Origin of the sequence: Mesorhizobium sp. ES1-1, assembly GCF_020164785.1 — a bacterium.
Classification (GTDB): Bacteria; Pseudomonadota; Alphaproteobacteria; order Rhizobiales; family Rhizobiaceae; genus Mesorhizobium.
This window is the reverse complement of the sequence record NZ_JAIUGX010000004.1, coordinates 300145-321822: the sequence shown is the minus strand read 5'-3', so window position 1 is coordinate 321822 and position 21678 is coordinate 300145. Positions and strand designations below refer to the sequence as shown.

21 protein-coding genes are annotated in these 21678 nt (G+C 62.5%); 5 read left to right on the top strand and 16 right to left on the bottom strand.

The features are described 5' to 3' along the window. Positions 1-93: 93 nt before the first annotated feature. Entirely contained in the window at positions 94-666 is a 573-nt protein-coding gene (gene ilvN / locus LB513_RS09310; RefSeq protein WP_224663182.1) for an acetolactate synthase small subunit, read from the bottom strand. A gap of 84 nt (positions 667-750) precedes the next feature. Next, complete coding sequence (locus LB513_RS09305) at positions 751-2532, bottom strand: acetolactate synthase 3 large subunit (RefSeq protein ID WP_224663181.1); 1782 nt, start codon at positions 2530-2532, stop codon at positions 751-753. Between the two features lie 443 nt (positions 2533-2975). Between LB513_RS09305 and LB513_RS09300 the strand changes: the two genes are divergently transcribed. Together LB513_RS09300 and LB513_RS09295 are read left to right on the top strand one after the other, a co-directional pair. After that, positions 2976-4778: an NAD(P)/FAD-dependent oxidoreductase gene (locus LB513_RS09300; RefSeq protein ID WP_224663180.1), complete on the top strand. Its 1803-nt coding sequence runs from the start codon at positions 2976-2978 to the stop codon at positions 4776-4778. A 280-nt stretch (positions 4779-5058) separates the two neighbouring features. After that, on the top strand, positions 5059-6885 hold the full coding sequence (locus LB513_RS09295; RefSeq protein WP_224663179.1) for an ATP-binding protein: 1827 nt from the start codon (positions 5059-5061) through the stop codon (positions 6883-6885). 194 nt (positions 6886-7079) lie between these two features. On the opposite strand, the gene LB513_RS09290 is transcribed toward LB513_RS09295, so the two are convergent. Together LB513_RS09290 and miaA are read right to left on the bottom strand one after the other, a co-directional pair. Beyond that, the gene (locus tag LB513_RS09290) at positions 7080-7871 is read right to left on the bottom strand and encodes a GGDEF domain-containing protein (protein WP_224663178.1); all 792 of its coding nucleotides are present in this window, start codon (positions 7869-7871) and stop codon (positions 7080-7082) included. Between the two features lie 129 nt (positions 7872-8000). After that, on the bottom strand, positions 8001-8936 hold the full coding sequence (gene miaA / locus LB513_RS09285) for a tRNA (adenosine(37)-N6)-dimethylallyltransferase MiaA (RefSeq protein WP_224663177.1): 936 nt from the start codon (positions 8934-8936) through the stop codon (positions 8001-8003). On the opposite strand from miaA, the gene serB reads away from it, so the two are divergent. Both serB and LB513_RS09275 read left to right on the top strand, forming a co-directional pair. Continuing rightward, positions 8935-9822, top strand: coding sequence for a phosphoserine phosphatase SerB (gene serB / locus LB513_RS09280; protein WP_224663176.1), 888 nt, complete (start codon positions 8935-8937; stop codon positions 9820-9822). The genes miaA and serB overlap by 2 nt on opposite strands. Continuing rightward, a complete protein-coding gene (locus tag LB513_RS09275; RefSeq protein WP_224663175.1) occupies positions 9819-10388 on the top strand; it encodes a GNAT family N-acetyltransferase in 570 nt (189 codons plus the stop codon). The genes serB and LB513_RS09275 overlap by 4 nt, the downstream gene beginning before the upstream one ends. A 55-nt stretch (positions 10389-10443) precedes the next feature. Here the strand turns inward: LB513_RS09275 and LB513_RS09270 are convergent, their stop codons facing one another. The 6 genes from LB513_RS09270 to LB513_RS09245 form a co-directional block, all read right to left on the bottom strand. After that, entirely contained in the window at positions 10444-11961 is a 1518-nt protein-coding gene (locus LB513_RS09270; RefSeq protein WP_224663174.1) for a DegQ family serine endoprotease, read from the bottom strand. A gap of 147 nt (positions 11962-12108) precedes the next feature. Next, positions 12109-12297 (bottom strand): DUF2065 domain-containing protein, encoded by a 189-nt coding sequence (locus tag LB513_RS09265; RefSeq protein WP_224663173.1) that lies wholly within the window; start codon positions 12295-12297, stop codon positions 12109-12111. Positions 12298-12303: 6 nt separating this feature from the next. Beyond that, the gene (hflC, locus tag LB513_RS09260) at positions 12304-13278 is read right to left on the bottom strand and encodes a protease modulator HflC (RefSeq protein ID WP_224663172.1); all 975 of its coding nucleotides are present in this window, start codon (positions 13276-13278) and stop codon (positions 12304-12306) included. Continuing rightward, entirely contained in the window at positions 13278-14387 is a 1110-nt protein-coding gene (gene hflK, locus LB513_RS09255) for an FtsH protease activity modulator HflK (RefSeq protein ID WP_224663171.1), read from the bottom strand. Before hflK ends, hflC begins: the two co-directional genes overlap by 1 nt. 120 nt (positions 14388-14507) lie before the next feature. Continuing rightward, positions 14508-15071, bottom strand: a complete 564-nt coding sequence (locus tag LB513_RS09250; RefSeq protein ID WP_224663170.1) for a dihydrofolate reductase — start codon at positions 15069-15071, stop codon at positions 14508-14510. Beyond that, complete coding sequence (locus LB513_RS09245; RefSeq protein ID WP_224663169.1) at positions 15071-16087, bottom strand: DUF4424 domain-containing protein; 1017 nt, start codon at positions 16085-16087, stop codon at positions 15071-15073. The genes LB513_RS09250 and LB513_RS09245 overlap by 1 nt, the downstream gene beginning before the upstream one ends. A gap of 134 nt (positions 16088-16221) precedes the next feature. Between LB513_RS09245 and cobF the strand changes: the two genes are divergently transcribed. Then, entirely contained in the window at positions 16222-16989 is a 768-nt protein-coding gene (cobF, locus tag LB513_RS09240; protein ID WP_224663168.1) for a precorrin-6A synthase (deacetylating), read from the top strand. Between the two features lie 64 nt (positions 16990-17053). Here the strand turns inward: cobF and LB513_RS09235 are convergent, their stop codons facing one another. The 6 genes from LB513_RS09235 to LB513_RS09210 all read right to left on the bottom strand — a co-directional run bounded on the left by LB513_RS09235 (position 17054) and on the right by LB513_RS09210 (position 21660). Further along, the gene (locus tag LB513_RS09235) at positions 17054-17395 is read right to left on the bottom strand and encodes a winged helix-turn-helix domain-containing protein (protein WP_224663167.1); all 342 of its coding nucleotides are present in this window, start codon (positions 17393-17395) and stop codon (positions 17054-17056) included. Between the two features lie 78 nt (positions 17396-17473). Continuing rightward, on the bottom strand, positions 17474-18586 hold the full coding sequence (modC, locus tag LB513_RS09230; protein ID WP_224663166.1) for a molybdenum ABC transporter ATP-binding protein: 1113 nt from the start codon (positions 18584-18586) through the stop codon (positions 17474-17476). Beyond that, entirely contained in the window at positions 18583-19287 is a 705-nt protein-coding gene (gene modB, locus LB513_RS09225) for a molybdate ABC transporter permease subunit (RefSeq protein WP_224663165.1), read from the bottom strand. The genes modC and modB overlap by 4 nt, the downstream gene beginning before the upstream one ends. Positions 19288-19307: 20 nt before the next feature. Continuing rightward, positions 19308-20102, bottom strand: a complete 795-nt coding sequence (gene modA, locus LB513_RS09220) for a molybdate ABC transporter substrate-binding protein (protein WP_224663164.1) — start codon at positions 20100-20102, stop codon at positions 19308-19310. A 226-nt stretch (positions 20103-20328) separates the two neighbouring features. Next, a complete protein-coding gene (locus LB513_RS09215; RefSeq protein ID WP_224663352.1) occupies positions 20329-21123 on the bottom strand; it encodes a thymidylate synthase in 795 nt (264 codons plus the stop codon). Between the two features lie 225 nt (positions 21124-21348). Continuing rightward, positions 21349-21660 carry a DUF2853 family protein gene (locus tag LB513_RS09210; RefSeq protein WP_224663163.1) on the bottom strand — a complete coding sequence of 104 codons (312 nt, stop codon included), beginning with the start codon at positions 21658-21660 and terminating at the stop codon, positions 21349-21351. Between the last annotated feature and the right edge of the window lie 18 nt (positions 21661-21678).

The following is a 21678-nucleotide window of genomic DNA, read 5'->3' as shown; positions in this document are numbered from 1 at the left end:
AGCGCCGTCGCTCCACCATTGGGATGCGACCGCCACAGCCGGCCGCGGCGGGCGCGCCACCCTTCGAAGCTCGCGTATACCGAGAAATGACGACTACATCGCCTGCGGGCCGCGGTTCAAAGCAGCCACGCCGGTGCGGCAGATCTCGATCAGGCCGAGCGGCTTCATGATGGCGATGAACTGATCGATCTTGGTGCCCTTGCCGGTGATCTCGAAGATGAAATGCTCGGTGTTGGCGTCGATGACGCTGGCGCGGAACGCATCGGCCAGCCGCAGCGCCTCGACTCGGGCTTCGCCGGTGCCGGCCACCTTGACCAGCGCCAGTTCCCGCTCCAGCGGCCGCTCCTGGCCGGATTCGTGCGAGCGCACGGTGAGATCGACCACGCGGTGAACCGGCACGATGCGTTCGAGCTGGTGCTTGATCTGCTCCAGCACATGCGGCGTGCCGCGCGTCACGATGGTGATGCGCGACAGGTGCTTTTCATGCTCGGTCTCGGAAACGGTCAGGCTCTCGATGTTGTAGCCGCGCCCCGAAAACAGACCGATGACCCGGGCAAGCACGCCCGGCTCATTGTCGACCAGGACGGAGAGCGTGTGGTTCTCGGGCTTCTCGGTTTCCTTGGCAATGAAATAGGCGGAGCCGGTCGGTTGAAGCTGTGCGTTCATGACATGAATCTCGATTTCAAACTCTTGTTCTAACTCTGCGTTCGCGCACGGCTTCTTGCGACAAGCCTGCTCGGACACGACTGGCTAAACCAGCTCCCTGCCCTTGGCGTCGATGGCGTTGGCCACCGCTTCGTCGGTCGCCTCGTCGGGCAACAGCATCTCATTATGCGCCTTGCCGGACGGGATCATGGGGAAGCAGTTGGCGAGGTTCGCCACGCGGCAGTCGAACAGCACCGGCTTCCTGATCGAGATCATCTCCTTGATCGCATCATCGAGTTCATCCGGCTTTTCGCAGCGGATGCCATGGCCGCCATAGGCCTCGGCCAGCTTGACGAAATCGGGCATCGCCTCGGTGTAGGAATGCGAAAGCCGGTTGCCGTGCAGCAGCTGCTGCCACTGCCGCACCATCCCCATATATTGGTTGTTGAGGATGAAGATCTTGATCGGCGCGTCGTGCTGAACCGCAGCGCTCATCTCCTGCATGGTCATCTGCACCGACGCGTCGCCCGCAATATCGATGACCAGCGCATCGGGATGCGCGATCTGCACGCCGAGAGCCGCCGGCAGGCCATAGCCCATCGTGCCGAGGCCGCCCGACGTCATCCAGCGGTTCGGTTTCTCGAAATGATAGTGCTGCGCCGCCCACATCTGGTGCTGGCCGACCTCGGTGGTGATGTAGGTGTCCATGTCCTTGGTCAACTCGTAGAGCCGCTCGATGGCATATTGCGGCATGATGACGTCGTGATTCATCTTGTAGGCCAGTGAATCGCGACCGCGCCATTTGGCGATCTGCTCCCACCAGGGATAGAGCGCCTTCTTGTCGGCCTTGGCGCTCGCCCGCCACAACCGCACCATATCCTCAAGCACGCGGCCGACATCGCCGATGATCGGCACATCGGTGTGGACGTTCTTGTTGATCGACGACGGATCGATGTCGATGTGGATCTTCTTCGAATTCGGCGAAAACGCATTGAGCCGCCCGGTGATCCGGTCGTCGAAGCGCGCGCCGATGCAGATCATCACGTCGCAATCATGCATGGCCATATTGGCTTCGTAGGTGCCATGCATGCCGAGCATACCCAGCCAGTTCTTGCCCGATGCCGGATAGGCGCCCAGCCCCATCAGCGTCGAGGTGATCGGGAAGCCCGTCAGATCGACCAGTTCGCGCAGCAGATGGCTCGCTTCCGGGCCGGAATTGATGACGCCGCCGCCCGAATAGATGATCGGCTTCCTGGCGCTGGCCATCAGCTCGACCGCAGCCTTGATCCTGTCCAGGTCCCCCTGGACCTTGGGCTGGTAGCTGGTGCGCGGCGCAATCTGCGGCGGCACGTAGAACCCCTTGGCGAACTGCACGTCCTTGGGGATGTCGACCACGACCGGCCCGGGACGGCCCGTCGTCGCGACATGGAAAGCCTCGTGAATCGTGGCCGCGAGGTCGTTGACGTCCTTCACCAGCCAGTTGTGCTTGGTGCAGGGACGCGTGATGCCGACCGTATCACACTCCTGGAACGCGTCGGAGCCGATCAGCGATGTCGGCACCTGGCCGGTCAGGCAGACCAAGGGAATGGAGTCCATCAACGCATCTTGCAGCGGGGTCACCGCATTGGTGGCGCCGGGTCCAGACGTCACCAGCATCACTCCAGCCATGCCCGTCGCACGCGCATAGCCCTCCGCCGCATGGCCGGCGCCCTGCTCGTGGCGGACCAGTATGTGCTCGACCTCGTCCTGCTGGAAGATCTCGTCATAGATCGGAAGAACAGCGCCGCCCGGATAGCCGAACACATGCTTGACGCCATTGTCCTTCAGCGCCTGCACCACCATTTCGGCGCCCGTCATTTCGCGCCGCTCACTCTGTCCGTTGCTCATCGGTATGGTCCCGTACTGTCCGCCGTCTGGCGATTGCTGGTCGTTTAGTCGTGTCATGGGCAATAAAAAAGGCCCCCGAGGGAGCCTGTGTCTTGCGCATGGGGGGGGTTCGCCCGGCGGTTACACCGCCTTGCCCACGCGCCTTCCTACTACGAGAATGAGTGCCTTTTTCATGATGGCGGACAATAGGATTGGTTTTGCAGCGCTGTCAACGGCCAATATGCGGGCGATTTATCACAAGGGGCCGATGGCGTCGCCCAGTCCTGGTCGGGCAATTGCAGGTCCTTTCGTGCCAAATGCATGGATAACCCGTTGAAAACACTCCAAACTATTGGAGGACGTGACGCCGGACCAGTTTTCGCGAAATACTTCGCCCGTTCCGGACGCCCATGTCCGACTCGCATCCGCTCGATCAAGAAGCGGTCCGACCACGGAGGAAACGCATGCTCGACAAGGCCCCAAACAAGAAACTGTCCGACTTGCTCGATAAATTCGGCGGCGCTCTCGCCGCCGGCGACATCGAATTGGCGGTCGATTGTTTTCAGGAGGACTGCTACTGGCGCGACCTCGTGGCCTTCACCTGGAACATCAAGACCATGGAAGGGCGCGACCAGATCCGAGACATGCTGAAGAGCCAGTTGTCGAAGACCAAGCCCTCTCACTTCGCGATTGCCGAGGGCGAGGACGCCACCGAAAGCGGCGGGCTGATCGAAGGCTGGATCAGCTTCGAGACGGATTTGGCGCGCGGTTTCGGCCACATAAGGCTGAAAGACGGCAGGATCTGGACCTTGCTCACCACCATGGTCGAGTTGAAGGGCCATGAAGAGCCATCCGGCTTTGCGCGGCCAATGGGCGCCAAACATGGTTCGGGCAAGAACCGTCCGACCTGGAAGGAGGAGCGCGAGAAGGAGGCAGCCGAGCTGGGCTTCGTGACCCAGCCCGACACGGTCATCATCGGCGGCGGCCAGGGCGGCATCGCGCTCGGCGCGCGGTTGCGGCAGCTCGGCGTGCCCACCATCATCATCGAGAAGAACGCGCGGGCTGGCGACAGCTGGCGCAACCGCTACAAGTCGCTCTGCCTGCACGATCCGGTCTGGTACGACCATATGCCTTACATCGACTTCCCGAAGAACTGGCCGGTCTTCTCGCCGAAGGACAAGATCGGCGACTGGCTGGAAATGTACGCCAAGGTTATGGAGCTGAACTACTGGTCTTCCACGGAAGCCAGGAGCGCTTCCTATGACGAGGCGACGAAAGAATGGACGGTCGTCGTCCGCCGTGACGGCAAGGATATCACGCTCAAGCCAAGGCAATTGGTGCTAGCCACAGGGCAATCCGGCAAGCCCAACATTCCGAAATTCAAGGGCATGGAGAGCTTCAAGGGCGAGCAGCACCATTCCTCCAAACATCCCGGGCCAGACGCCTATGTTGGCAAGAAGGTCGTCGTCGTCGGGTCCAACAATTCGGCCCACGACATCTGCGCCGCACTTTGGGAAGCCGGCGTCGACGTCACCATGGTGCAGCGCTCTTCGACCCATATCGTCAAATCCGACACGCTCATGGATATCGGCCTCGGCTCGCTCTATTCGGAACAAGCGGTGCAAAACGGCATGACAACCGCCAAGGCGGACCTGATTTTCGCTTCGCTGCCCTACAGGATCCTGCCTGACATCCAGATCCCGCTCTATCAGAAGATGAAGGAGCGTGACGCTGCCTTTTACGAAGGACTGGAAAAAGCCGGCTTCATGCTCGACTGGGGCGATGACGGTTCCGGCCTGTTCATGAAATATCTCAGGCGCGGTTCGGGCTACTACATCGATATCGGCGCCTCGCAGTTGATCATCGACGGCGCCATCAAGCTGAAGAGCGGCGTCGACATCACGGAAATCAGGGAGCACTCGGTGCTGCTTAGCGACGGCACCGAACTGCCCGCCGATGTCATCGTCTACGCCACGGGCTACGGCTCGATGAACGGCTGGGCGGCGGACCTCATCTCGAAAGAGGTCGCCGACAAGGTCGGCAAATGCTGGGGACTTGGCTCGAACACCACCAAGGATCCAGGCCCCTGGGAAGGCGAGCAGCGCAACATGTGGAAGCCGACCCAACAGGAGGCGCTTTGGTTCCACGGCGGCAATCTCCACCAGTCGCGTCACTATTCGCAGTTCCTGGCGCTGCAGCTTAAGGCCAGGCAGGTCGGTTTGCCTACGCCCGTCTATGGGCTGCAGGAGGTGTACCACAAGGGTTAGCTGCGAGCGCCCCCGCCTCGGGGCGCCCATGACCGGCAGCCGACCTGCCCCGCTTGCGGCCGGTACGCTTCCAGCAAATCTTTGTGCTGGTCAGTCCGCCATGCGGTGGGTGGACGGTCGAGCAGCGTCACCGTGCCGAACAGGATGTCTCCGTCCGAAGCAACACCGCTTGTCTACAATCGTAGCGGGTTTCTTAAGCCCTCTTAAACCCTCCTGCCTCATCCGACCTTAACCCAGGTTTCGTAGGATCACAGCTTGGGAAATGGGAAACGGCCTCTCCATGTTTGTCGAACACGAAGCCTCCGTCGGCGAACTGACATCTCAGGAACGCCGCGACGCGATACAAAGCGAACGGCGCATACTCGGCAATGTGGTGCAATGCGACGGGGCCCGCGCCACCATCAGTGCCTATGCCGATGACATCGACGGCGCAGTCACAGGCCTGTGGACAGTCGGCAAGATGATTTCCATCAATCTGGGCGCGACGCGAACCGTCGGTCTGGTCTATGCGATCGGCAAGTCGGACCGTGCCTGGAGCAATGAGGGCCAGAACCCGATCGAGGTCAGCATCGAACTTATCGGAGAGGTGCGCGACGCAGCCGAGCCCGGCGCCAAACCGATCTTCGACCGCGGCATCACCACCTACCCCCATATCGGCGCCGTTGCGCATCGCATCCGCAGCCACGACCTGCAGGCCGTCTATGACCTGGCTGGGCGTCATTCGATCACCATCGGCGCGCTTTCCCAGGACGAGGCGATCGCCGCCAACATCGCTATCGACGACACGCTGGCCCGACACTTCGCCATCGTCGGGACCACCGGCGTCGGCAAATCCACCGCCGTTTCGCTGCTCTTGCGCAAGTCGATCGTGGCGCGGCCCGACCTGCGCATCCTGATCCTCGATCCGCACAATGAGTTTGCGGCATCGCTTCCTGAATATTGCGTCCGGGTCGATTCCAAGACGCTCGACCTGCCGTTCTGGATGTTCAAGCTGGAAGAATTCGCCGAGGTGCTGTTTCGCGGGCGCGAGACCGTACCGGAGGAAATCGATGCGCTGCGCGACCTCATTCCGATCGCCAAGAACCTCTACCGAACGCCGAATTCGGGTGCGTTCCTGCGGCGTGGCGGCGATGGACTGACCGCCGATACGCCCGTGCCCTACCGCATCGCCGACCTCATCAAGCAGATTGACGAGCGCATGGGCATGCTGGAAAGCAAGAATGATCGCCCGACCCTGAAATCGTTGAAGACCCGCATCGAATCGGCAGCTTCGGATCCGCGCTATCGGTTCATGTTCAATTCGCGCCTGATCGAAGACACCATCCACGAAACGATCGGCAACATCTTCCGCGTGCCGCATCATGGCCGCCCGGTGACCTGCTTCGAAATGGCCGGCATGCCGTCCGAAGTGGTCAATTCCGTCTGTTCGGTGCTGGCGCGCCTGGCCTTCGACCTCGCCTTATGGAGCGAAGGCAAGCTGCAATTGCTCCTGCTATGCGAGGAAGCGCACCGCTACATGCCCGCCGATCCGCGGCTCGGCTTCGCGCCGACCAGGCACGCGCTGTCGCGCATCGCCAAGGAAGGTCGCAAATATGGCTGCTATCTCGGCGTCGTCACCCAGCGTCCAGGCGAACTCGACCCGACCATCCTGTCGCAATGTTCGACCTTCTTCGCCATGCGACTTGCCAATGAGCAGGACCAGGCGATCATCCGCTCGGCGATCGCCGATTCTTCGGCTTCGACCCTGGCCTTCCTGTCGTCGATGGGCCAGCGCGAGGCCATCGCCTTCGGCGAAGGCGTCGCGACGACCATGCGGCTGAAATTCGAGAAATTGGCGGCCGAACTGATCCCCGGCGCCGCACGGCACGAAGAGGACACATTGAAGTCCGGCGAAGTCGATCTGGTCGCAATCGTCGATCGGCTGCGCAACGTACCCACCCACACGCAGCAGGGCATGCCCTTCGCTGAAGTGGTCGATTCCAGCCGCCAGGCCGGCGATCCCGATTATCGCAAGCCGCAGCCTTCCCGCATCCAGCCCGACGAAGACTTCGACATGCGCTACGGCCTCAAGCCCGCGACATTCGGCCTACGCCCGCGGAGCGGTTGAGTCCAATCTCCGGCCGATCGACTGGAAGAAGCACCAAGCCAACAGGTCCGGCTTCGCGAGCGCCTTGGGTAAATCCCGTCAGGGAATTCGTCAGCCTGAGTCCTGTTTTCGAGAACCGGAGCGGAGCGGACATTCAGTCCATGAGCACCGGAAGCGCGAAAACAGCTGCAACCGGCCGCGATTCAAGACGGATTTTAGGCGCAGACCCGGTTGCGGCCTTGCCTCTTGGCCTCATAGAGCTGGCGATCGGCGCGACGGTAGAAATCCTCCGCCGTCTCGTTCCCGTCCCAGACGGCAAGCCCGACGCTGGTGGTCACCTTGAGGCGCACATGACCCGACAGGACCGACATGCTGGCAATCGCTCTGCGGATGCGCTCTGCGAACTTCGCCAGGAGTTCGGAATCCATGTTGGGCGTGACCACGGCGAACTCCTCGCCGCCCAGCCGTGCCACCACGTCGTGATAGCGCGTCATGTCCTTGAGGCAATTGGCGACGGCCCTAAGGACGTCGTCGCCGACATCATGGCCGTGGCTGTCGTTGACCGACTTGAAATGATCGAGGTCGAGGATCATCAGGCCGACGGGCTTTTCGATGCGCCGGAACTCCTCCAGATACTCCCTCAGCGCATCGTCGAAATAGCGCCGGTTCTGCATGCCTGTCAGGCTGTCGGTCAGCGCGGCATGTTCCAGCGTTTCGGAACGGGCGCTGAGCGATACCGTCATGGCGCGCAGCTTGCCCTCTTCCTTGGCCTGCCTGCGGATCAGCGGATAGATGAAGAAGATGCCGAAGAACAGCGCGGTGGCCAGGAGGACTCCGATCGCCACCAGCAACTTATTGAGATAGACGACCTTGTCGAGACTCGAAACCGAGTGCAGTTCCGCGGTGAAGCTCTGCATCTGCCCATAGCTGTAGAGGGTCACCAGGCCGGCGGCCAGGATCACGAAGATAAAGACGAAAAACGCTGATTCCGCCTTGTGGAAACGCATCTGCTCCCCAGTCGAAAAGCACCCGCCGACCTTATGACATGGCCGACCTTACGGAGGGTTAAATTCCGACAACCATAACGCGAAACCTTCCCTGAGCGTCAACTTTTCAGGTTGTAGAGAAGATGCGCGTCATAACATGGTTTCCAGATCGTCACGAGAATGGATACGTTGCCATTCCGGCCCCATTTGGTGCCTGAACCACGTCGCCTGCCGCTTGGCATATTGCCGGGTCGCGATCTTGGCGCGCTCGATGGCCTCGGCAATATCCATCTCCGCAGCCATCGCGGCTCCCAATTCGCGAACGCCGATGGCTTTCATGGCCGGTAAATCCGGATCAAGGTTTAGCGCCGTCAACCGCTTCACCTCCTCGAGCGCGCCCTGATCCAGCATCCGGTCGAAGCGCGCCTGGATGCGGCCGACCAAGGCCGCGCGATCAGGCTCGATCACAAACAATCGCGCACTCTCCCTGTCGATCAGCGGGCGCCCGCGCTCAGCCTGCCACTCGAGGATCGAGCGGCCCGACGCGTCCAGCACTTCAAGCGCGCGCACCACGCGCTGGCTATCAGTCGGCTTCAAGGTCATTGCGACGGCCGAGTCCTGGCGCAGCAGCAGATCGTAGAGTTTGACGGCGCCTTGCTCCTTGAGTTCGTAGCGCCAGCGGTCACGAATCCGTTGCGGAATTTCGGGCATTTCGGAAATGCCCTCGGCCAGCGCGCGGAAATAGAGACCGGTGCCGCCGACAAAAATCACCGGCCCTTTCCCCAAGACTCCATCGTCGATCAGCCTCATCACATCACGCAGCCAGGCGCCGGTGGAATAGGCGGTGGCAGGATGGACATGGCCGTAGAGAAAATGCGGCGCACGGCCAAGATCGGCAGGACCCGGTCGCGCGGTCAGCACGTCGAGGACCGAATAGCCCTGCATGGAATCGGTGTTGACGATCACACCACCCTTGCGCTGGGCCAGTTCGAGCGCCAGCGCCGACTTGCCGCTCGCGGTCGGCCCGGCTATCAGGATCGCGTTCTTCACGCGGCCCTCGCCCGCCTGTCCGCCGGAATCTTCCATGCCGCTAGTCGCCACCCTTGTTTCCCATCCCACCGAACGCGCCTTGTCGGCGTCGCTTGCGAATATGGCGTCGCAGGCGGTCGGCGCAAGCGCTGTTGCATGGCTTGACGAAGGCATCGCCTGCGATCTTGCCTTGCCGTTGACCATGGACGCCGCGGATGCTCTTGCAACCCTGCGCACCGCACTCGCGACGCAGTCGATCGACGTGATCGTGCAGCAGGCTGAAACGCGCCGGAAGAAAATCCTCGTCGCCGACATGGATTCGACCATGATCGACCAGGAATGTATCGACGAATTGGCCGACGAGATCGGCGTCAAGGATCGCGTCGCCGCCATCACAGCACGATCGATGAATGGCGAGATCGCCTTCGAGCCAGCCTTGCGCGAGCGCGTCGCATTGCTGGCAGGCCTCGACGCCGCCGTGGTCGACCGCATCGTCGCCAATCGGCTGACGCTGGCTTCCGGCGGTGCCACCCTGGTCAAAACCATGCGGGCCAACGGCGCCTGGACGGCTCTCGTGTCAGGCGGGTTCGAAGTTTTCACAACCCGCATCGGCGCCTTGCTCGGCTTCCAGGAGAATCGCGCCAACCGGCTGCTGGAACAGGACGGGCGGTTCATCGGCCTGGTCCGAGAGCCGATCCTGGGACGGGCTGCAAAAGCCGAAGCGCTGATCGAGATTTCAGCGCGCCTCGGCCTGACACCGGGCGACGTTATCGCCGTCGGCGATGGCGCCAACGACCTCGACATGATTCACCTTGCCGGCACCGGGGTAGCGCTGCACGCCAAGCCCGCGGTGGCGGCACAGGCAAAGGTCCGCATCGACCATGGGGACTTGACCGCGCTGCTCTATATGCAGGGCTATCGCCGGGACCAGTTCGCTCAATGAAACCTATGCGCACCGCGCGTCTTATCCTGCGCAACTGGCAAGAGCGCGACCGCGAACTCTTCCATCGCATCAACTCCGATGAGCGCGTAATGGCATTCTTCCCGTTCCGGCGTGACCGTGCCGCCGCCGACGCCAAGATGGACGAGATCCGCGCATTGATCGACGAGGCGGGCTACGGCTTCGCGGCGGCCGAGATCGCCGCCACTGGCGAATGTATCGGCTTCGTCGGTCTGTCTGCAACAGAGGACATCGACGTCCTGCCTGCGGGTGCGATCGAGATCGGCTGGCGTCTGGCTCCTGAATTCTGGGGCAAGGGCTATGTCACCGAGGCCGCTCAGGCTTGGCTGACATACGGTTTCGAGACATTGGCAGTCGACGAGATCGTCTCCTTCGCGGTCGCGCAAAACCACCGCTCGACCGCCGTGATGAAGCGCCTCGGCATGACGCACGATCCCTCAGCCGATTTCGATCAGCCCGCTATTCCCGACAGCCATGCAGCGCTCAGGCGGCATGTGCTCTATCGGCTGTCGCGCGAAGACCGGCAGACGAAAAAGGCGGCTGGTTAGCCGCCTTTTTGAACTCGCCGGATTGGATCTCCATCCAACCGTATGGATTGTAAAATCAGTCCATACGGATCGTCACGAAACGCAACTCGCCCGTCTTGGAAGCCAGCATCAGAAGCGCATTCTTGCGGCCTTGCTCCTTAAGCGCGCCGATCCGCTCCATGACGTCCTTCGGCGTGGCAACGGATTCCTGGGCGATCTCGGTGATAACCTCGCCGGGCTGGATGCCGCGTTCGGCGGCAGCAGAATCCTTGGCGACGTCGGTGATCACGACGCCAGAAACATCGGCGGCGATGCCGAACTTCTTGCGCGTCTCGTCATTCAGTTCTCCGACGGTCATGCCAAGCACCGAGGCGGTCGAAACCGGCGGTGCCTTATCGCCCTTGTCCTGATCCGTGTTCTTGTCGTCCTCGCCGCTCGCGAGCTTCTCGCCATCCTCGAGGCGGCCGAGCGTCACCTTCACGGTTTGCTCGACACCCTTGCGCACGACCAGCACATCGACCGCCTTGCCAACCGGGCTTTCGGCGACCACGCGCGGCAGGTCGCGCATTTCATGGATGTCCTTGCCGTCGAACTTGATGATGACGTCGCCCGCCTGGATGCTGCCATTGTCGACCGGCCCACCCTTGATGACACCGGCCACCAGGGCCCCCTTGGCGGTCGCCATGCCGAGGCTCTCGGCGATGTCGTCCGTCACCGGCTGGATACGCACGCCGAGCCAGCCGCGCCGGGTCTCGCCGAACTGGCGCAACTGGTCAACGACGCCCGAGGCGAGTTGCGAGGGGATCGAGAAGCCGATGCCGATCGAGCCCCCCGAGGGCGAAATGATCGCGGTGTTGATGCCGATCACCTCGCCGGAGGTGTTGAACAGCGGGCCGCCCGAATTGCCGCGGTTGATCGCGGCATCCGTCTGGATGAAGTCGTCATAGGGACCGGAATTGATGTCGCGGTTGCGGGCAGAGACGATGCCGACCGTAACCGTGCCACCGAGGCCGAAGGGATTGCCGATGGCCATCACCCAGTCGCCGACACGCATCCTGGTCGAATCGCCAAATTTGACCGCCGTGAGCTTGTGGCCCTTCGGGTCGACCTTCAACACCGCGACATCCGTCTTGGTGTCGGTCCCGACGAGTGTCGCCTTTAGCGTGCTGCCGTCGGAGAAGTTGACCTCAATGTCGTCGGCGTCGGCGATCACATGGTTGTTGGTGACGACGATGCCTTGCTCCGCATCGATCACGAAACCAGAGCCCAGCGATTGGACCTTTTGCGATCCGCCATCCTTGTCGCCACCCCGGTTCTTGAAAAAGTCGTCAAAGAAATCCTGGAAGGGGGAGCCTTCGGGAAGCTGCGGCATCGGCACCGCACCTGGGCCTTCCGTGCCCTTGACCGTTTGCGAGGTCGAGATGTTGACCACCGCGCCAAGCAGCCCTTCCGCCAGATCGGCGACCGAGGCCGGTCCGTCGGCGGCGAAGGTCGGCGTCGTGAAAGATGGGACAGACGCAGTGCCTAGGAGCAGTGCCGCCGCGCCCGCGATCAGCGTCCGCCGCGCCGCGCGCAAAAGAGAATTGGATGTCATCGAGAAGCCTCCCGGTATTTCTGAAAGAAAAAGCGCTTCGACGAAAACGCCGCGTGGCGCCATGTTGGCAAGAAATACGGCACGTTTGCGGCTATGACCATCCGCCAGGGACAAATCACCCCTTGCCCTATAACGAAGCGCCCGCCCTCATCCACTCCGGACGAGCCAGACGATGCCGACACCGATGGCGATCGACGCCAACCCGGCGATCCTCAAGATCGTCTCAGGCAGCGACAGCACCTCGGTGGCAAGCTTCCTGGCCAGGCCGGGAAAGCCGCCATAGACCAGACCTTCTATCACAAGGACGAGGCCGATGGCGGCGAGAAAATCCTGCACCGGCGCCTACTGGCCGGTGGCGGGTTGAGCCGCAGGCGCCGCGGGTGCCGGCGGCGGAACAACCGGCCCCGAAGTGGACGAGCCCGGCGTCGACGGCGTCTCCTTGCCGCTCGGATCCCGGAAGAAGCGGAAGAACTCCGAGCTCGGCGACAGCACCATCGTCGTTCCGGTATTGTCCAGAGCCGTGCCATAGGCGTTCATCGACCGGTAGAAATCGAAGAAGGCCGGATCACGCTGATAGGCTCCCGCGAAGGTCGCACTGCGCTGGGCTTCGCCCTCGCCGCGAAGGATCTCGGATTCCTTGCGCGCCTCGGCAACGATCTCGACCACTTCGCGATCGGCGCGCGCCGTGATGCGTTGCGCCGCTTCGTTGCCCCTGGCCCGCAGCCGCGCGGCCTCAGCCAGGCGTTCGGCCTTCATGCGGTCGAAGGTTTGCTGCGAAACCTCGGCAGTGAGGTCGGTGCGGCGGATGCGGACATCCTCGATCTGCAGGCCAAGCGACGTGGCGTCGGGCCTGAGCTGGTCGCGAACCTCGCGCATCATAACCGCCCGCTCTTCGGAGAGAGCGGCCTCGAAATCGCGCAGGCCGTAGACGCGGCGCAAGGCTGCGTCGAGACGCGTGCGGAGCCGCGCTTCGGCCAGTTCGATCTGACCGGAAACCGCGGAGCGGAAAACACGGGGATCCGAGATGCGATAGGCGATGAAGGCATCGACCTCATAGAACTTGCCGCCCGACACCTGCACGCGGATATTGTCGAGGTCGAAGCGCAGCACCCGGTTCTCGATAAGCTGCACCGTGTCGGCGTCGAAGAACGAGAACGGCGCCTTGAAATAGATTCCCGGCTCGCTCTTGACGTCGACGATCTCGCCGAACCTGAGAACCAGTGCCTGCTGGCGCGCATTGACCACGAAGACCGACGAATAGATCAGGAACAGAATAACCGCCGCGACGACGACGAAGATGGGGAGACGATTGGCCATCACTGGGCACCTCCCGTCACGCCGCTAGCGGCCGGCACCGGCGCCTTCGGCTGCAATGCCGGCAGCGGCAGATAGGGGACAACCCCTTGGCCGTTGCCCTGCTCGACGATCACCTTGTTGGAATCTTTCAGCACCCTCTCCATGGTTTCGAGATAGAGGCGCTTGCGGGTCACGTCCGGCGCCTTGGCATATTCGTCATAGACGGAGATGAAGCGCTGCGCCTCGCCTTCGGCCTCCTGTACGACCCGGTTCTTGTAGGCGGCCGCATCTTCGCGGACCTGTGCGGCCTCGCCGCGTGCCTGGCCGAGTTTCTGGTTTGAATACTGGTTGGCCTGCTCGACGAACTTGTCTTCGTCCTGCTCGGCACGCTGCACCTCGTCGAAGGCGTCGGCCACTTCGCGCGGCGGCGCCGCGTCCTCGATCGATACGGCGTTGACATTGAGGCCGGCCTTGTAGCCGTCCAGCGTCGTCTGGATGATCTCACGCACGGAAGCTGCGATACCCTGGCGATCGTCGCGGAAGATGTCCTGCGCCGGCCGGCGGCCGACAGCCTCGCGCATGGCGCTTTCGGCAACCTGCCGCAGCATTCCGTCTGGGTCGGAGACGTCGAACAGATAGGCGCGCGGATCGGAGACCTGATAGGCCACCGAGAACTGGACGTTGACGATGTTCTGGTCGCCTGAGAGCATCAGGCCATTGCCGCTGGTGTTGCCGCCACCGATGTCGACGAGCTGCTCGGAAATCTTTGCCGTCTCCACGGTTTCGAGGGGCCACCAATGGAAATGCAGGCCGGGCTGGGACAGCTCAGGTTTCGGCTTGCCGAAACGCAGTTCGACAGCCACTTCGTCGGGCTGCACGGTATAGACCGCCTTGAAGGCCCAAAGCGCCACGAGCGCCACCGCGATCAGAGCGAAAATCGCCGGGCTTGAGCCCCCGCCGCCTGGCAGTGCGCGGCGCAGGCGGTCCTGGCCGCGGCGGATGATGTCTTCGAGGTCGGGAGGCGAGCCCTGCGGACCGCTCGGTCCCTTCGGACCCTGCCCCCAAGGCCCCTGATTGTTGCCGCCGCCACCCCATGGGCCGCCACCGCCGCTCTTGTCGTTCCAGGGCATGAATGTCCTTTCGCTTGGAATTCCCTCAAGCGCCGGAGTCTCGGCGCAAATCCAGTCAGTTTCTTCTATAGGGACGCCATGAAGCGCTTTCAACGCGATGCGGTGCCGACTTGGCTCGATTTAGGCCGGTCGCGACCCTTTGTCGTCTTCAATGCCCGTTTTTGGCTGCTCTGTCTCGGGGCGTCGCTCGTAAACCGAATAGCGCGTGGCGTGGCTGTCCTTTTCGCCGGCCGCAACGTCCTCCGAACCGACGACGCGCCAGAACTCGGGATCGATGGCGGGGAAATGCGCATCGCCTTCGACCGTGGCCAGAACATGGGTGACATGCAGCCGGTCGGCCAATGGCAGCGCCTGGGCGTAGATCTCGCCGCCGCCGATGACACAGACTTCGTCCACCCCAGCCATGCAGCGCCCACGCACCCTGGCCAGCTGGATCGCGGCCTCCAGCGTGTGCGCCACCTCGACCCCCTCGGCGCGCCATGCCTTGTCGCGGGTGACGACGATGTTCAGCCTGCCCGGCAACGGGCGGCCGATACCTTCGAAGGTCTTGCGGCCCATGATGATGGGCTTGCCCATAGTGTCGGCCTTGAAGCGCCGGAGATCGGTCGACAGCCGCCAGGGCAGCCCTCCATCCCGTCCAATCACGCCATTCTCGGCGATGGCAACATAGATCGCGACGTCCATCAGTTCGCGTCCCCGCCATTGCTGTTCGACGGATCGAGGATCAGGATGTCAATGTCGTGCTCCGGATAGAAATCCTCCGCGGTCATCTGGAAGGTTGTCGGGCTGGTTTTCCTGACATTGTCGCCGCAGAACGAGACCAGGGATTTAGGGTTGCCCTTGTCGACGGTTAGCTTGAACTTGCCGATGCTGCCGGCCGCCCAGTTCCCCCCCGTCGTCAGTATATAGGCGATCCGGCTCTCGTGGTACGGAGGATAGCCGTCCGGACCGTTCTTCGCGGCCTTCCGCACGGCGTCCTCGAATCCACCGTCCATGCAATAGCGGGTCTTGTAGCTGGCGTATGGTCCTTGGAACTGGCCGTCGTAAAAGAAGCTGACCGAGGACGTGCCGCCGACGCTTGGCTTGTAGCGATGGGAAACATGAACGTCTTTGTTGGCCGGAAAGGTCGAGCGCCACCAATAGGTCGAGCGGAGCTGCCAGAACGGCGCATAGGCGGGGGTCGTGCCGTCCGCAGACTCCGCGCTGTCCTCGATGATGATGCCGCGGTTGACCCAGTCCTCGACCACAGCCGGCGCCAGCTTGGCCAACGCTGCCTTGGCCGCATTGCCGAACGGATTGAACGGCACATTCTGCGCCTTGAGGTCGGCGCTGATGTCGATGCCGAGAGCGAACACTTTCTGCTCCAGCTGCGGCTTTGCCGCCACGCCGTCGATCGTCACCTCGAAGCCAAGGAAATTATCGCTCTGGTCCTCGGGGATCGCCGGCATCTCCTCGGGATCGCCCGATATGTCAGGCATCGGGAAGGCGACGATCGCCTCCACGTCCTTGTCGGTGTTGTTGTGGAAGACATAGTCGACCGTGACCTTTTGCGGCGAGATGAACAGATCCTCGCTCTGCATGGCCACCGCGTCGCTCCGCGACAGGATCAGGCCGCCGGTGCCGAGCTCGGCGACCGAATCATTGGCCAAGGCTGGTGCGACGCCCAGCGTCAGCATGGCGGTCAGGACGTATCGCAACATGGAAGCCCCCTAGGCGATGATTGCCATGTGAGCCTAGCGATTTCAATGTGGCGTTTCAAAGCCCTTCGAGACCGCAGGGGCCGGTGGCGACGCGGTCTGGACTAACCGGCCTCGATCGGGCAGGAGTTCGCTCCATGCGAAAGCTTCTCGTCATCGGCATCGGCGCCGGCAATCCCGACCACATGACCGTTCAGGCCATCGACGCCCTCAATCGCGCCGACGTCCTGTTCATCCCCGACAAGGGCGAGGCAAAGAACGACCTCGCGGATCTGCGCCGCCGGATTTGCGACCGCTTCGTCACCAACCCCAACTCGCGCCGTGTCGAATTCGACGTTCCGGTGCGCGCCGAGCCGGCGCCCTCCTATCGCCCGACCGTCGATGACTGGCACGAGGCCATCGCCGCGATCTACGAGGGCCTGATCCGCGACGAGATTGCCGGGAATGGCTGCGGCGCTTTCCTGATCTGGGGCGACCCCTCCCTCTATGACAGCGCGCTGCGCATCCTGGAACGCGTGCGGCTGAGGGAAAATGTTGCATTCGAGTTTGAGGTGATCCCCGGTATCACCGCGATCCAGGCGCTCGCCGCCAGCCACAAAATGGCGCTGAACCGCATCGGCGATTCCATCCTTGTCACCACTGGCCGCCGCCTGACCCTGGAAGGCTTGGCCGACAATGCCGGCAGCACCGTCGTTATGCTCGACGGAAAATGCGCGTTCAACACCCTGGCCGACAAGGATCTGATTATCCATTGGGGCGCCTATCTCGGCACACCGGACGAAATCATCATCTCCGGCCGGCTCGCAGATGTCGGCGCACAGATCGAAAAAGTTCGCGAGGAAGCCCGCCTGAGGAAGGGCTGGATCATGGACACATATCTGCTGCGCAAACCGGGCGAGGCGTAGGGCAATACGATAGCAGCGCGGCATGAAGCATGTTGCGCCTCTGAACTACTCGCTGGGGACTTCCCTATCCCGCGTCGATCTCCGATTGCAGCGCCTGCATATGCGTTGCCGCGGCCGCCGTCGCGGCACGCTCGATGGCGCGGAAACGGCTGACCACAGCAAGGCCGACCGATGTCAGCTGCGCGCCACCGCCCCTGCGACCGCCTGTTTGCGCGGCGACCAGCGGCTTGCCGAACACCCTGTTCATGTCCTCGACCAGGTCCCAGGCGTGCTTGTAGGACATCTCCATGCCGCGCGCCGCGGCCGAGATGGAGCCAAAGGCCGCGATCTGCTCCAGCAGCTCTATCTTGCCCGGCCCGATCCGCCCGTCGGGATCGAGATTTATGCGCAAGCTCAGCGACGGCATGTGTTCTCCATCATCACGCACCAGCCATTCTAGACGTTCTTAAGCCATACCGCTATTCCAAAAGGACATAACGGTGGATCAACCATGAATATCGCTAGGCAGTCCGGCGCCGGTGTTGGCGCGGTCGAAGCTCACCGTCTTGACCACGGCGAAAACGTGTCCGCCAAGCTGAAGCTTCAGCATTTGCCTGGATTGTTCGGTGATGCGCGCCAGCACGGTTGCGCCATTGCAATCGATGGCAATGTCGACCGTCGGCCCCTCGCCCCGGCCGATGGCGACAATGGTGCCAGGCAGAATGTTGAGCGCGCTCAAACCGGTTGGCTGTTGCGTGGCGATCATCACATCGCGTGCCCGGATACGGATGCGCACCGGGGCGCCCGCCTTCATTGCCAGGCGCGGCACGCGGATCTCGCCGGCCGCTGAGGCGAGCACACTCATGCCGAAGCTGTCGTCATGGCGCAGCACCCTGGCGTCGAGCACCGCGCCGCCTTCGCTGCGCTCCTCCGCCGGCAGGAGGTCGAGCCTTTGCATGACCGCCTCCGTAGGGCCACCGGCAACGACCTTGCCTTGCGCCATCATCACCACGTCGCTGGCGAGCCGCGAAACCTCGGCCACCGAGTGGCTGACATAAACGATCGGGATTTTCATCTCGTCGCGCAGCCGCTCGATATAGGGCAGGATTTCGGCCTTGCGCGCCTCGTCGAGCGAAGCCAGTGGCTCGTCCATGAGCAGCAATTTCGGACTGGCCAGCAGCGCCCGGCCGATAGCCACGCGCTGCTTCTCCCCGCCCGACAGTTTTGCCGGCCCCCTGTCCAGCAAAGAGCCGATGCCGAGGAGGTCTACAACGGTGTCCATGTCAGCGTAGCGCTCGCCCGGCGGTGTGAACCAGCGGCCATAGCGCAGATTGCCGGCGACGCTCATATGCGGGAACAGCCGCGCATCCTGGAACACCATGCCGATGCGGCGCTTGTGCTTCGGCACGAAAATCCCAGCGCCCGAATCCACGAGCACGCGGCCGTCCACCTCGATGCGACCCTTGCCGGGCCGGATAAGCCCGGCGATCATGTTGATAAGCGTCGTCTTGCCCGATCCGGAAGGGCCGAACAGCGCCATGAGCCGCCCGCCGCTCTCGAAGCGGGCATCGATGGCGAAATCGCCGAGCCGATGGCTGATGTCGACGAGGACGCTCATTCGATGCCCATTCGCCGGCCGACGCGCCGCGCCAGGACTTCCGAGGCGACCAGCGCCGCCATCGAGATCATGATAGAAATCAGCGTCAGCCGCAGCGCGCCCTCGTCGCCGCCCGGCACCTGTGTGAAGGTGTAGATCGCCGAGGGCAAGGTCTGCGTTTCATTGGGGATGTTGGACACGAAGGTGATTGTCGCGCCGAACTCGCCCATCGCCTTGGCAAAGGCAAGGATGGCGCCGGCTATCAGGCCGGGCAGGATCAGCGGCAGCGTGATCGTGACGAATACCCACAAAGAACTGGCCCCCAGCGTTCCGGCCGCCGCCTCCATCCGACGGTCGACAGCCTCTATCGAGAGCCGGATCGCCCTCACCATCAGGGGAAAACCCATGATGCCACAGGCCAGTGCGGCACCTGTCCACCGGAATGAAAAGACGATGCCCAAGTGCTCGGCGAGAAATGCGCCCGCCGGACCGCGCCGGCCGAAGGTGAGCAACAGCAGGTAGCCGGTCACCACCGGCGGCAGGATCAGCGGCAAATGAACCACGCCGTTGAGCAACGTCTTGCCCCAGAACTGTCCGCGGGCAAGCAGCAGCGCGATCAAGATACCCGGCGGCAGGCTGAAAAGCATCGCCACCGTCGCCACCTTGATCGACAGCCAGACCGCATTCCATTCGTCGGGACTGAGATCCAGCAACCAGGTCATATTGTGAGGTCAGGCCCTTTTCAGTTGCTGGGCGCGAGCACGGTAAAGCCGTATTCCTTGAAGAGTGCGCCGGCCTTGGCGGTCTGCAAGCATTTCAGCAAAGCTGCCGCATGCTTGTCCTTCGAATCCGCGGTCTGGGCAACCGGATAGATGATCGGCGGATGCGACGCCTCCGGGAAGGTGCCAACCACCTTGACCGTCTTGTCGGCATTGGCGTCCGTAGCATAGACGATACCCAGCGCGGCTTCGCCGGTCGACACCAGTTTCAAGGCCGCGCGAACGTTCTCCGCCTGCGCGACCTTGCCTTCGACCGACGACCAGACGCCAAGCGATTCCAGTGCCGCCTTGCCGTACTTGCCGGCCGGCACGGCTTTGACATCACCCATGGCGAGCTTGCCGTCGCCGACCAGCCTGGCCAGGTCAAAACCGCTCTCGATCTTGGTTTCAACCGTCGAATCCTTCGGCGCCACCAGCACGATCTCGTTGCCGAGCAGCTTCACCTCGGTGTCGGGCTTGGTCAGCTTCCTGTCGGAGAGATATTTCATCCAGTCGAGGTCGGCCGAGATGAAGACGTCGGCCGGCGCTCCACTCTCAATCTGCTTGGCCAATGCCGAGCTCGCCGCATACGATACGGTCGCGGCCTCGCCGACATCGGCCTCGCAGGTCTTGTTCACCGCATCGAGCGCGTCCTTGAGGCTGGCCGCCGCGAACACAACGACTTTGCCTTCGGCATGTGCGGCCGGCACCGCCGACATCAACGTCGCCGCAAGCCCGCCCATGGCGATCGCCCTCAACCCGAACTCTCTGCGAAACATCGGAAACTCTCCCTCATCTTAAAGTCTGATGACCGATATATCCGGATGAATATAACAAGGGAAGGCTTTTTGCGCGGCGCAGACAGTGTGCCGGGGTGGCGGAAGCCCGAGATGATGAGGTCGCGTACCGCGAAGGAGATTTTCAGCGAAGATTCAGCTCACGCAAACAAGCCTACGCCGTGTTCAAGGTCGCCGACGTGCTGTCTGTATGAATTGAAAGCGCGCTTCAGACCGCGATCGGTGCCTTAATGCTGGCATCGGCGACGTAGTTTTCCAGTCGGAAATCCTCGAAGCGGAATGCGAAGAGGTCCTTGACCTCCGGATTGATCCACATGGTCGGCAACGGCCTTGGATAACGCTTCAACTGCTCGCGCGCCTGCTCGAAATGGTTCGAGTAGAGATGCGCATCGCCCAGCGTGTGGACGAAGTCGCCCGGCTTCAGCCCGGTCACCTGCGCCACCATCATCGTCAGAAGCGCATAGGAGGCAATGTTGAACGGCACGCCGAGAAAAATGTCACCCGACCGCTGGTAGAGCTGGCAGGAGAGCCGTCCCTCGGACACGTAGAATTGGAACAGGCAGTGACACGGCGGCAGCGCCATAGCCTCCACCTCGGCCGGGTTCCAGGCCGACACGATCAGCCGGCGTGATTGAGGGTTGCGGCGTATCTCCTTGAGAAGATTCGCGATCTGGTCGATCGAACCGCCATGGCCGTCCGGCCAGGAACGCCATTGCTTGCCGTAGACCGGGCCGAGGTCACCATTCTCGTCGGCCCATTCGTCCCAGATCGAAACTCCATGGTCTGTCAGGTACTTGGTGTTGGTGTCGCCCGCCAGGAACCACAACAACTCATGGATGATCGATTTGAGGTGCAGTTTCTTGGTCGTGGTGACCGGGAAGCCTCGTGCCAGGTCGAAGCGCATCTGGTAGCCAAAGACGGAGCGCGTGCCGGTGCCGGTCCGGTCGCCGCGATCGGCGCCATTGTCCAGCACATGCTGCAGAAGGTCGAGATATTGGCGCATCGGCTTCGGTTTCGATTCGGTTATACCCGGCATCATAGCGCGCGGTGACGTGACATCAAATAGCACCCGGCCGCCCGCCTTGCGACCAGCTTAGCCCTGGCTGGCGCCGCCGCTCATCTGGCTGCGGGCATCTTCTCCTAGTTAGTGACGAGCAGAAATGCCCCGCCAATGAGGGTCGTGCTGACGTCCGGTGATTGCCATCAAACGCCGCTCGCGACAAAAGTCTCAGAGCGTCTCGAGCTTACCCAGATCCCTGGCCACGAGGTAGTAAAAGGTCACCCGGCTCTTGCTGTTGTCGGCGGCCAATGCCTTGCAGGCTTTTTCGATCGCAGCATCGGCCTTCGCCGCGTCGCTGACGCCGAGTTTCTTGGAAATCCAGTTCTCCTTGACCCGCTCGAGTTCCTTGGCGTCCGCGCAGGAAACCAGGGCGGAATCGCGATCCCTGAGTGCAATGCCCAGATGCTTGACGATCTTCTCGACCGCGTCGGCGTTTGCCGCGGCGTCGTATTTCTTTACGTCTGCAAGATAGTCGGCCATCAAAATCCCCTCATCGTC

Bases quoted from the DNA above. Each gene is read 5' to 3' on its own strand.
- ilvN (WP_224663182.1), bottom strand. From the start codon at position 666: ATGAACGCACAGCTTCAACCGACCGGCTCCGCCTATTTCATTGCCAAG.
- LB513_RS09305 (WP_224663181.1), bottom strand. From the start codon at position 2,532: ATGAGCAACGGACAGAGTGAGCGGCGCGAAATGACGGGCGCCGAAATG.
- LB513_RS09300 (WP_224663180.1), top strand. From the start codon at position 2,976: ATGCTCGACAAGGCCCCAAACAAGAAACTGTCCGACTTGCTCGATAAA.
- LB513_RS09295 (WP_224663179.1), top strand. From the start codon at position 5,059: ATGTTTGTCGAACACGAAGCCTCCGTCGGCGAACTGACATCTCAGGAA.
- LB513_RS09290 (WP_224663178.1), bottom strand. From the start codon at position 7,871: ATGCGTTTCCACAAGGCGGAATCAGCGTTTTTCGTCTTTATCTTCGTG.
- serB (WP_224663176.1), top strand. From the start codon at position 8,935: ATGCCGCTAGTCGCCACCCTTGTTTCCCATCCCACCGAACGCGCCTTG.
- miaA (WP_224663177.1), bottom strand. From the start codon at position 8,936: ATGGAAGATTCCGGCGGACAGGCGGGCGAGGGCCGCGTGAAGAACGCG.
- LB513_RS09275 (WP_224663175.1), top strand. From the start codon at position 9,819: ATGAAACCTATGCGCACCGCGCGTCTTATCCTGCGCAACTGGCAAGAG.
- LB513_RS09270 (WP_224663174.1), bottom strand. From the start codon at position 11,961: ATGACATCCAATTCTCTTTTGCGCGCGGCGCGGCGGACGCTGATCGCG.
- hflC (WP_224663172.1), bottom strand. From the start codon at position 13,278: ATGGCCAATCGTCTCCCCATCTTCGTCGTCGTCGCGGCGGTTATTCTG.
- hflK (WP_224663171.1), bottom strand. From the start codon at position 14,387: ATGCCCTGGAACGACAAGAGCGGCGGTGGCGGCCCATGGGGTGGCGGC.
- LB513_RS09250 (WP_224663170.1), bottom strand. From the start codon at position 15,071: ATGGACGTCGCGATCTATGTTGCCATCGCCGAGAATGGCGTGATTGGA.
- LB513_RS09245 (WP_224663169.1), bottom strand. From the start codon at position 16,087: ATGTTGCGATACGTCCTGACCGCCATGCTGACGCTGGGCGTCGCACCA.
- cobF (WP_224663168.1), top strand. From the start codon at position 16,222: ATGCGAAAGCTTCTCGTCATCGGCATCGGCGCCGGCAATCCCGACCAC.
- LB513_RS09235 (WP_224663167.1), bottom strand. From the start codon at position 17,395: ATGCCGTCGCTGAGCTTGCGCATAAATCTCGATCCCGACGGGCGGATC.
- modC (WP_224663166.1), bottom strand. From the start codon at position 18,586: ATGAGCGTCCTCGTCGACATCAGCCATCGGCTCGGCGATTTCGCCATC.
- modB (WP_224663165.1), bottom strand. From the start codon at position 19,287: ATGACCTGGTTGCTGGATCTCAGTCCCGACGAATGGAATGCGGTCTGG.
- modA (WP_224663164.1), bottom strand. From the start codon at position 20,102: ATGTTTCGCAGAGAGTTCGGGTTGAGGGCGATCGCCATGGGCGGGCTT.
- LB513_RS09215 (WP_224663352.1), bottom strand. From the start codon at position 21,123: ATGCGCCAATATCTCGACCTTCTGCAGCATGTGCTGGACAATGGCGCC.
- LB513_RS09210 (WP_224663163.1), bottom strand. From the start codon at position 21,660: ATGGCCGACTATCTTGCAGACGTAAAGAAATACGACGCCGCGGCAAAC.